The organism is Mycoplasmoides pneumoniae FH (assembly GCF_001272835.1).
GTDB lineage: Bacteria > Bacillota_I > Bacilli_A > Mycoplasmatales > Mycoplasmoidaceae > Mycoplasmoides > Mycoplasmoides pneumoniae.
This window is the reverse complement of record NZ_CP010546.1, coordinates 806675-817207: the sequence shown is the minus strand read 5'-3', so window position 1 is coordinate 817207 and position 10533 is coordinate 806675. Positions and strand designations below refer to the sequence as shown.

Annotated in this window: 6 protein-coding genes; all 6 read left to right on the top strand. The window is 41.2% G+C overall.

Annotation, left to right across the window (positions count from 1 at the left end; translation table 4 throughout):
- Positions 1 to 56 precede the first annotated feature (56 nt).
- Positions 57 to 869: a ParA family protein gene (locus F539_RS03870; RefSeq protein ID WP_010875045.1), complete on the top strand. Its 813-nt coding sequence runs from the start codon at positions 57 to 59 to the stop codon at positions 867 to 869.
- Positions 856 to 1608, top strand: a complete 753-nt coding sequence (locus F539_RS03865; protein ID WP_010875044.1) for a hypothetical protein — start codon at positions 856 to 858, stop codon at positions 1606 to 1608. The genes F539_RS03870 and F539_RS03865 overlap by 14 nt, the downstream gene beginning before the upstream one ends.
- Entirely contained in the window at positions 1608 to 2927 is a 1320-nt protein-coding gene (gene dnaA / locus F539_RS03860; RefSeq protein ID WP_014325680.1) for a chromosomal replication initiator protein DnaA, read from the top strand. Before F539_RS03865 ends, dnaA begins: the two co-directional genes overlap by 1 nt.
- Before the next feature lie 68 nt (positions 2928 to 2995).
- On the top strand, positions 2996 to 3850 hold the full coding sequence (locus F539_RS03855; RefSeq protein WP_010875042.1) for an ABC transporter ATP-binding protein: 855 nt from the start codon (positions 2996 to 2998) through the stop codon (positions 3848 to 3850).
- 5 nt (positions 3851 to 3855) lie between these two features.
- Positions 3856 to 9504, top strand: a complete 5649-nt coding sequence (locus tag F539_RS03850; protein ID WP_014575059.1) for an ABC transporter permease — start codon at positions 3856 to 3858, stop codon at positions 9502 to 9504.
- Between the two features lies 1 nt (position 9505).
- Positions 9506 to 10525, top strand: coding sequence for an ABC transporter ATP-binding protein (locus tag F539_RS03845; protein WP_014325678.1), 1020 nt, complete (start codon positions 9506 to 9508; stop codon positions 10523 to 10525).
- The last annotated feature ends 8 nt before the right edge of the window (positions 10526 to 10533 follow it).

The window sequence follows — 10533 nt, the reverse complement described above, 5'->3', positions numbered from 1 at the left end:
ATACCGGAATAATACTAAATAAATATTAGAATTTAAGCAAACTTATACGCGCGCATATGATTATTTCTTTTGTTAATAACAAAGGTGGCGTTTTAAAAACAACCATGGCCACTAACGTTGCTGGTTCGCTTGTAAAGTTGTGCCCTGAACAACGGAAAGTTATTTTAGACCTTGATGGTCAGGGCAACGTTTCAGCCTCTTTTGGACAAAATCCAGAAAGATTAAATAACACCTTAATTGATATTTTGTTAAAAGTGCCTAAGTTTAACGGCGCCAACAGTTCAATTGAAATTGATGACTGTTTGTTGCCCGTTTATGAAGGACTAGACATTTTGCCTTGTAACTTTGAGTTAAATTTTGCGGACATTGATATTGCTCGCAAAAAGTACAAGGCTTCTGATATTGCGGAAATAGTTAAACAACTCACCCGCAGGTATGACTTTGTTTTACTAGACACACCGCCTAACATGGCTACCTTGGTCTCCACAGCCATGAGCCTCTCTGATGTGATTGTGATCCCGTTTGAACCTGATCAATACTCTATGTTGGGTTTAATGCGGATTGTCGAAACGATTGATACTTTTAAGGAAAAGAACCCCAACTTAAAAACCATTTTGGTACCAACCAAGGTCAATATGCGCACCAGATTACACAATGATGTGATTGAGTTGGTGAAATCAAAAGCGCACAAGAACAACGTTGCTTTTTCAGAACACTTTGTATCTTTAACATCTAAGTCATCTGCTGCTGTTGGTTATGAAAAGTTACCTATCTCTTTGGTATCACCAACATCCAACAAGAAGTACCAAACTGAATATTTAGAGATTACTAAAGAAATTCTTAACCTAGTCAACCATGGCCATCAGTAAAAAGAAACGCTTCTTCTTTGACCTAGCTCAGGATGAAGATGATGCAGAAACTGTTCAAGAAGTTAAAAAGGTAGAACAACAATTAAAACTAGAACCGGTTGTCCAACCCCAACATGATCTAACTAACCAAACTAAAGCAAATCAATCTAGTCAAGACAGAAAGTTCTTTTCTAAGGACATGCCCCAGTTTGATTTTGGACCATTACTCAAGTTTGGCGATGAGTTTGTGAAATCCTTTAACCAGTTTCCCAAACAAGAACCACAAACTTCAACCCAACCAGTTAATGTGCAACCGCAATCAGAACCAACTAACTTTAATAATCAGGTTCCAACCCAACCAGTTCACCAAACTGCAGAAGTGCACTTAAATGAGTTTCAACAACCTACAACCACTAACTTTAATCAACAACCAGTAGCTACATCTAATATTCAGGTGGAGGCTACGCAACCAATTGTGGAACCTGTTCCCCAACCAGAACCACAACCAGCGGTTGAACAGCCACAAGTTAAGCAGACTACTCGCCCATCTAATAAATTGCAGGAAGAAGAAAATCTACCACCACCAAAGGCGAAAGTGCCCGGTATTATTCCCTTAGAACGGCAAGAACGCTTAACCACCGGGGTGCACTTTTATACGAGTACCCGTGTTTGGAATAAGGTTAAGCGTTATGCTAAAGCGGTTAACATTCCGATTTCGCGGATCTTAACGATGATTCTTGATCAGGTAATAGAAGAGTAATGGAACAATTTAGTGCTTTTAAACTTCTTTTAAAAAAGCAATACGAAACTACTTTAGGTTTTTATGACAAGTACATTAAGAATCTTAAACGGTTTGCTTTAAAAAATAATGTCCTTTTTGTGATTGTGGACAATGAGTTTGCCCGTGAAACCCTCAATAGCAACCCTGATATTGTCGGGTTAGCTAGCAAACTGTACGATGACATTAGAGCAGTTCGGTTTGTCAACGAACAGGACTTCTTTATCAATTTAGCCAAACTAGAGGAAGATAACCGCGAAACGCTTTACCAAAGTTCGGGGCTAAGCAAAAACTTTACCTTTAAAAACTTTGTGGTTGGTGATGGCAACCGCCGGGTTTATGAAGCGGGTGTACGGATTAGCGAAACTCAGGACGCTGATTTCTCCCCCTTATTTATCTATGGGGAGACTGGTCTGGGTAAAACCCACTTACTCCAAGCGATTGGGAATGATAAGTTCTTCCACTTTCCCAACGCTAAGGTAAAGTATGTGGTATCGAGTGACTTTGCCCAGGAGGTTGTCAATGCCTTTTACCAAAAGGACAAGGATCAAGGCATTGAAAAGCTCAAGGCTGCTTACGAGTCATTGGATTTACTCTTAATTGACGATACTCAGATCTTCGGGAAAAAGGAAAAAACCTTAGAGATCCTCTTTTCCATCTTTAATAACTTAGTAAGTAAGGGCAAGCAAATTGTGTTTGTGTCCGATAAAACCCCCGATGAGTTGGCCAACATCGATCCACGGATGGTATCACGCTTTAAATCGGGACTCTTGTTAAAGATTGAAAAACACAATTTGAGCTCCCTGTGTGAAATTTTGGCCGTTAAGCTCAAAGAAAAGGATCCCAACATCCAAATTACCAATGAAGCACGCGAAAAGGCAGCGCAAATATCTGGTAACGATGTTCGTTCTTTAAACGGGATTGCGACTAAGTTGCTGTTTTATGTCAAAACAACTAAGCAAAACCTGATTAACAACGACAATCTAAAGGAAATCCTGTTTGAGGAATTTGAGAAGTTCCACAAAAAGAGCTTTGATCCTTATTTATTAATAGAAAACGTTTGCCGCCGCTTTAATGTACCGGTGGACAGTGTTTTGTCTGAGAACCGTAAAGCAGAGTTAGTTCGTGTTCGTGACGTTTGTAACTATCTTTTAAGGGAAAAGTACAAGATGCAGTTCCAACAAATAGGCAAAATTTTTAAAAGGAACCACTCTACAGTGGTGGCTGCAGTTAAAAGGGTTGCTAAAATGATTGAGAAGGACGACTCCCTCCAAGACATTATCACTTCCTTGGTAATTTAGTCCTTTTATAATTCTTTAAGTGTTTAATTGAAACTGGCCTGTCCCGTTGTTAAACCTGACATGTTTCAATGTCTTTAAATGCTAAAAATAAACGAAGCCTCGATTATTGTTTGCAATGACCCGATTTTTGTCAAAGTAAAAAAGCGTCAAAGCTAATCGTTAAGTTAAATAAGAAGCACCCTAAAAGACGGCACTACAAAGACCCTGAGGCTAAACATTACGATGTTTTGTTCAAGGGCGTTTGTAAGGCAGTGACCAATGGGATCACAAACCAGTTAATCTGTGATCACATTGATCTCAAAATTGCCCCTGGGGAGTTTGTGGTTATTTTGGGTAAATCTGGTTCTGGTAAGACTAGTTTACTCTCTTTAATCTCCGCCCTAGACCGACCTACTAGCGGGGTGAGTTTTGTGTGTGGTAGGAGTACTATTTGTTGTAATGATGCCCAATTAACATCACTACGGAATAAAAACGTAGGTTATATATTCCAACAGTATGGCCTTTTAAGGGATCTGAACGTTGATGACAACATTAAACTGGCAGTTCCCTTTAAAAAGCGCCATAACAACAATTTGGAAGAGCTGTTAGAGCGGTTGGAGCTCAAAGAGCACCGTAATAAAAAGATTACCAAGCTCTCTGGGGGACAACAACAACGGGTAGCAATTGCGCGGGCACTAATCAAAGAGCCGCGTATTTTATTTGGTGATGAGCCAACTGGTGCTGTTAACGTGGATATTTCCAAAAAGATCCTCCAGTTCTTTGTGGAGTATAACCGCGATAAGGGCACTACTATAGTATTAGTTACCCACAATGAAAAGATTGTGGAGCTAGCTAAACGGGTCATTAAGATCCACGATGGCAAGATTGTGGCTGATTATCTTAACCAAAGACCCAAGACTATTAACGAAATTAACTGAGTTTAAACTAAATGTTTTCGTTTTTTAAACAGATCTTTAAGTCACTCAAAAAGTTCTTCTTTTTACTTTTTGGGATTATTTTCGTCCTTTTCAGCATTATCTTCCTGGAAACGTCGATTCTTCAGTTAAGTAATAACCTTGTTAATACTTATACTGCCCTTGTTCAAAAAACGAATTCTTCTGACATAGTAGCACCGGCTATCTTTAAAGAAAGTAGTCCGGTGTATAAAACGGAACTTAAAGAAGAAAAAAGACATTTTTCCAAAATCAAGTTAACCGAAAAGAAGATTAACTTTATCTGGCCCTACCAAGAATCTGATTTTGGGAGTGATTCTGAAAAGAAAGATTCAACCACCAAATCATCAGATAATAACCCACGAAAAGGTGATGTTAACGATAAAGACAAACTCTTTTTAGCTCGTAAAAGAGGCATTTTGAAAGCTTACGGGGAAGCCAACATTGCCGAAAAACGGATCTATAAGGGTTTAGCTGTTTCCTTTCAAAATACCTATTCTTTTACTGGAACCGATCAAGAAAGTAATAACTTAAACCAAAATACGGTTTCCGATCCCCAAAACCTGATTTATGACAAAGAAGGTAACCTTTTAGGTTACTTTGTCGATGGTTTAATTCTGGATGGGATTCCCCTGCGCGCTGGGATTGCTCGCTTTCCTGGTGATAAAGGGAAGGGTGAGGATAAGAAAACTACTAAAAAAGAATCAGAAATCAAGCAAGCGAGTAGTGCCACAACAGTTTTACAACCGTTAGCAGCTCAGGCCAAGATGACTGATGCTAAAGAAACCACAAATAACGAGGAGCCCAAAAAAGATAGTAATGTAGAAGAACAATACACTACCAATAATAAAGACAAAGTTTGGTTTAAAAGTGATGAAACTCAAGCTGGTAGTAGCAGTGGAGAAAGCGAAACCAGTAAACTAAGTACCTCTTATCTATTTACCGGAGGGCAAGAAGCTGCTAACTGGTTTCCCAATCTGTACGCTAATGTACCTATTGTGCTCCCGATTAGTCCGGGTTCCCAGTTTTGGTTAGAGACTAATCCCTTTAAAGAAATAATAGAGGTCTTCCAAAAAGAAAAAGAGGAAAAAGAAAAACAATCTTTCTCCTTAACTTTTACTTTAGATACAAGTAAGTTATCTCATTTAGATAAGGAAGAATTTGACTGATTAGAAAAGCAAGCAGAAACTATTTCTAGCGGTTCTTCCTTTGGTGACTATAACCTCAAGAAGAAGATTAATAGCCTCAAATCGTTTGAGCTTAACATCAATAAGGACTGGCTCAAAAATAAGGTTAAAGCCGAAAAGGAAACGATCTTAGATTCTTTACCGGGGTTTAGTAATAGTGATAAGAATACGATTTTTAGTACACAATCAGGCGATGCTAAGTCTGGCACTCAGAGCAATCCCTCTAGCTTGATTGCACTTCGCTCTTCTGTTTCTTTCAAGCCGCAATTACAACAAACGAACGTTGCGTTGGCTCAGCAACAACAAGATAAGCAGGAAAGTAGTGCAGATGACGGTGTAAAAGATCCAACTTTTAGTGATGTCCAAACTGAATTCGACAAAATTGGCACCGAAAACCACACTCCGCAAAAGAATTTAAATAACGTTTATGCTGCCCTTTTACACCAATGAAAAAGCATCTTCCAGGAAGACCTGGTGAAGAAGGTCACCGCGTTATTAGAAAAATACCGCGATGCCTTCTTAAAGGCGAAAGCCTTAAAGGAATTGGAGTTTTCCCGGCAAAACTTAGCGATTGCTACCAATGTTAGCTCCGAAGAATCCGCTTCCTTCTTGGTCTCCAATAAGGATTCCCAGAAGTACAACGACCTTTCTATTATTGAAGGGATTGACTTTAAGTCTTGGCTTGCCAAGGAAAAAAGCAATCCTTTAGACATGGTATATGGGGGCAAGAGTAACAGTGAAGGCTTCTTGGAAAAGGTTGAGTATGAGTTTAAGCCTACTCAAACAGATGAAAAGAAAAAAGCAGCAGCCAAAACTACGCAAGGCACAACGGACTCTTTAACCCAGTTAGCAGATGCATCTTCTTCCTCCAGCTCCTCTTCAACTGGTGATACTAAGAGTACTTCTACCAAATTCCAAATCTACCCCAAACTAGCTAACATCTTAGCCCAAGCCCAACTCCCCGAGGCTTCCAGTATTCCTGATACCTTAACCAATGCCATTAAGCAGTGGTCTACATTAGATAAAAAAGGCTTTGAGGCTTTAGATGATACAGGTAAGAGTAAAGCCGCTAACAACTATGTTGCTTTATTGAGTTACTTTACCCCGGAGTTTCAAGATCCGAATGAACTGGTAGTAACTAACCGCCAAAAGTTAGATATCCCGATTATCTTTAAAAACGGGGTTAACCCGTTAACACTACCCACCGACCAACAGTCCTTGGTAGTCCAAACCCCGGAAGCCCACGGTGCGGTGGTATCCCAGCAATGGTTATTTAAACACGACAAGGAAGTATTACCTTTAGAAGGGGAATACTCCTGAAAAGAAGCGTTAGAAAACCCGAAGAATTTACCCAACTGGTTAAATGACTTACCGGACAAATACAAGTTCTCAATTAACGGGTTAACCTTTGCCATTCTAGGGGTTGGGGAGTCGGTAGAAACCGGTTATCCGGTATTGTCCACAAACTCACCGCTGCCCAACTCCCAGGATGAAGGCTTAATCTTTCTCAATGAGCAGGGATACCGCAGTGTCTTGTTTGCTGTGCCTGCTGCTAGTGAGGAGAACTACTACGCCTTTAAGTCGGATGACATTAAAGCGAAGTTCCCTGGCCAAGATCCGATCCAGGTGGTGGCCTCTAAGTTAAAGGGCTATCTCAACGTCCCTGACAGTGATCTCGCCTTTAACGTTAAGGACATCTCCAAGTTCCAGTACTTAACTACAGCCCGGAACTATTTCCCGGACTTAGTGCAGAACTATTTAGCCATTGCCAGTGTGGTCATTGCGGCCTTCTTATCCATCTTGGCCTTATACCTCACCATTCTCTTAATTAAGTCTTTTATTAAGAAGAACCAAACGGAGTTCTCAATTATCCGCGCTGGTGGGTTCTCCACAGCCAAGTTTATTGCCGGCATGAGTGTGTTTGCCGGCATAGTAGCCTTGGCCTCATCCTTCTTTGGGGTCTTATTTGCCTTCCTTTTAGAAAGACAAGTTAAGGGGATTATCTCCAGGTATTGGTTTATAGCCCTACCGGCCAACAGCTTTAACTGGATTTCCTTCTTTGGATCAATGCTGTTGATCTTTGTGATCTTCCAGTTTATTAGCTGAATAGCCTTTAAACAGCTCTTTAGTAAACCGGTTAATGTCCTGATTGACCAGGGTAATGAAACCAAGTTCTCGGTCTTCTTGCACTTATTAAAGCGCAAGAGTTACACCATGACTCCCTTGGGTAAATTCCGGGTGTCCTTGATTATTTCCCGGTTATCGCGGTTATTTACCTATGTGGGGTTAAGTTCGATTGCCCTGCTTTTAATTGGGATTGCCGGTACCATCCCGCAAAAGTTTGGGGCAGCGCAGTCCAACACCGTTTTAAACCGCAACTTTAACTATAGGTTGAACTTGCAAACCCCCACAGAACAATCCGGCTGGTATGCAATCCAACCCTACTCCCGGTTTGGTCAAACTGATGATAGTTTGGGGATTAAGGCCTTGTATAAAGATAAGGGTGATCAAATTCAGCAACAGCAACAGCAGCAACAACAGCAAGGCAACGACAAAGAACACCCATACAACCTCAAAGAGTTAAAGATTAGTGATAGGGGCGGAAACCCAATCAAGCATAATGGTAAGGAAATCGAACTCGGTAACCTCCTTCTCCCAAGTTTTGGTGGTGCCCAACAATTAAACACTGACGAAAACTTCTTCCGTCATGCTTCGTTGTCGAAGTGGCTCATTGACTTCCCAATTCGCGTTGGTGGTGCCAACATTAACCCGTGGGAAATTGTCGAGAAGTCCATTCCTAAACAAATTACCCAATTGTTATCGGCTTCCAGTGACCAGTTTTTAATTGCGGTTCTTACTGATGACTACTTTAATAACCTCAACAATAATGGTTTCTTAACCCGCAACCCTCGGACTAACTTTATTCAGTTGGATGCCGCTAGGGTATTAACCCAGATTAACGTCTTCAATCCTGGTGGAGTTAAATTTAACGAACAATTCCTTAAATTCCTTACTAAGGTCTATGGTGATCCGGAGTTGTCCTACCAAGACTCGAAGTTAACGTACGGGATTGTCCCGGTTGATCCACAAATAGAGGAGACATACACCTATGTTCAAGGACCATTTGGTTTTAAGGAAACCGAGTTGAATCCTGATTCCCCTTACACCTTAACGGGAATTAGTCCCGATTCCAAGTTTGTCAACCTCACTGACAGCGGTGGTAACTCCTTGAGGAGCTTAATTAGCTCTGACAGTGAGATGAATGTCATTGTCAACGCTGGCTTTCAGTACGCTAATAACACCAAGATCGGGGACTTCATCTTTATTCAACCCAAGAACACTGCGACCCGCTATTCAGAGAAGTTCTTAAAGAGCCCACCTAAAACACCAACCGTGAAGTTCCGGGTTGTCGGGGTATCTACCGATGCCTTTGGCCAAGAGTTGTATATTAACCAAAACATTGCCAACCGCTTGTTAAAGCTCAATGGCTTTGATGGCCGCGGGGTCATTAAGGATGTGGTGAAGGACGGCCAATCCACCGATGATAGCGGTGGTACTTCGTCTGGCGGTGGCTCTTGTGGGGGTGGAAGTACCTCTTCTACCACCAAAGACAAGTACAAGATTGAGTACGTCAAGCCAACTGGTTATGTTCCCTTTAACGGGGTCTTCTCCAAGGAACTCAACCCTTCTTTGGTAAGTAAAGCGCTAGTACTTAACTCCAACATTGGTGTCTGGGGTAACTTTACGGATTTTGGTAATAACTTTACTAACCTCGTTAAGGGTAAGGAAAACAAGATTATTACCTCAATCTTACCAAGTGATCCGGATATCTTAAAGCAGTTGGCTAAGGAAAAGGGTGAGAATGGTGTGGATAGCATGACCTATGAAAACCTCAGAAAAAAGGTTATCGAAAAATATACGAGCGAATGATCTTCAACTCAATCATTAGCTAGTGGTGCTAGAGGTATCTTTGGCGATAACATCATGGTGCCAGCTCTCAAATTAGATGCCGCTGGTGCTAGTGCTCAAATTATCAGGAATAATGCTGAGGTGTTGTTTAATACCGTGAACCAAGTTGATGGGTTCTTGTTGGGCACCATTATTCCCTTTATCTTTATTACCTGTGTGGTCTTGGGGATCTCGATGTTAGAGGAAATGAAACGGATCTTTATTTCCTTAAAATCGATTGGTTACAAAGATAGTCAAAACTTAGTTAGTCTCTTGTGCTTCTTTATTCCCGCTTTTGTACTTTCGTTATTAATCTCGATTGCTATCTTAGCTGGGTTACTAGTAGGAGTACAAGCCCTAGTCTTTGGGGTTGCCCAGGTCTTTTTAACCAACGTGTTTGAATTCTTACCTTACATGGTGGGGATAGTCCTGTTTGGTGCTACCATCTTTGTAATAGGTTCTTACTTCTGAATTAAACTGCGTTCAGCGGAACTAAAGGAGGGCTTCTAGGATGAAAGATACAGAAAAGAAAACCGAGAAAGAACTTGTCTGGGACGAGTGTGTTGATATATTAGAAAACGTTAAGGCCAACAGCTTTAAGGCCACCTTTGAGTATTATTTAGCATCAGACAAGAAAACAAAGAAGGCCAAACCCGCTAAGGTGAAAAAAGTTAAGGAACCGAAGGCGAAAGCAGTTAAACCGGAACAAGTTAAACCCACGAAGACCACCAAGGCACCTAAACCCAAAAAACCGAAAAAGCAGGGTGGGTTGATCTCCCAGTGAAAGGAAAAACTGGAAGCCCCCTACCGCACTCCTTATGTCGAGCAAAAACAAGGGATGGTGATCTCGATTGACAAGATGTGAAAGCACGTTCACGGGGAGGACTCCAAGGAACAGATTGCTATCTTATCCGATGTTTCTCTAGAAATCGGTTATGGGGAAATTGTGATTATTTTAGGTCCATCAGGTTCGGGGAAAACTACCCTTTTAAACCTAATAGGCGGTTATGACTCAATTTCTTTGGGCAGCTGTGTGGTGGCCAATTGTCCCTTGGAAAAATGTACCACCGAACAGCTCTTAACTTACCGCAAGTTAAACCTGGGTTATGTGTACCAACGCTATAACCTCATAGAACTCTTAAGTGCGTATGACAACATTGCCATCTCGCAAAACCTAATTCCTAAAGAACAACGCCACTTAGACATCGAGGAGTTAGCGGCTAAACTCGACATTAAGGAAATCTTGTACAAGTTTCCGTACGAGATGTCGGGGGGTCAAAAGCAACGGGTGGCGATTGCCCGTGCCATTATTAAAGAACCGCGCTTGTTGCTCTGTGACGAACCTACGGGGGCTTTAGACAGTAATTCAGCCGAAAACATTATTGCCTTATTACAAGCAATCAATAAGGAATATAAGCAAACTATTCTAATGGTGACCCACGATGAAACGTTAACGCGGATCGCTAACAGGATCATTAAGATCTCCGATGGTAAGATAGTGTCTAACGAATTGGTGCGTCCTTTATCTTAGTTATAATA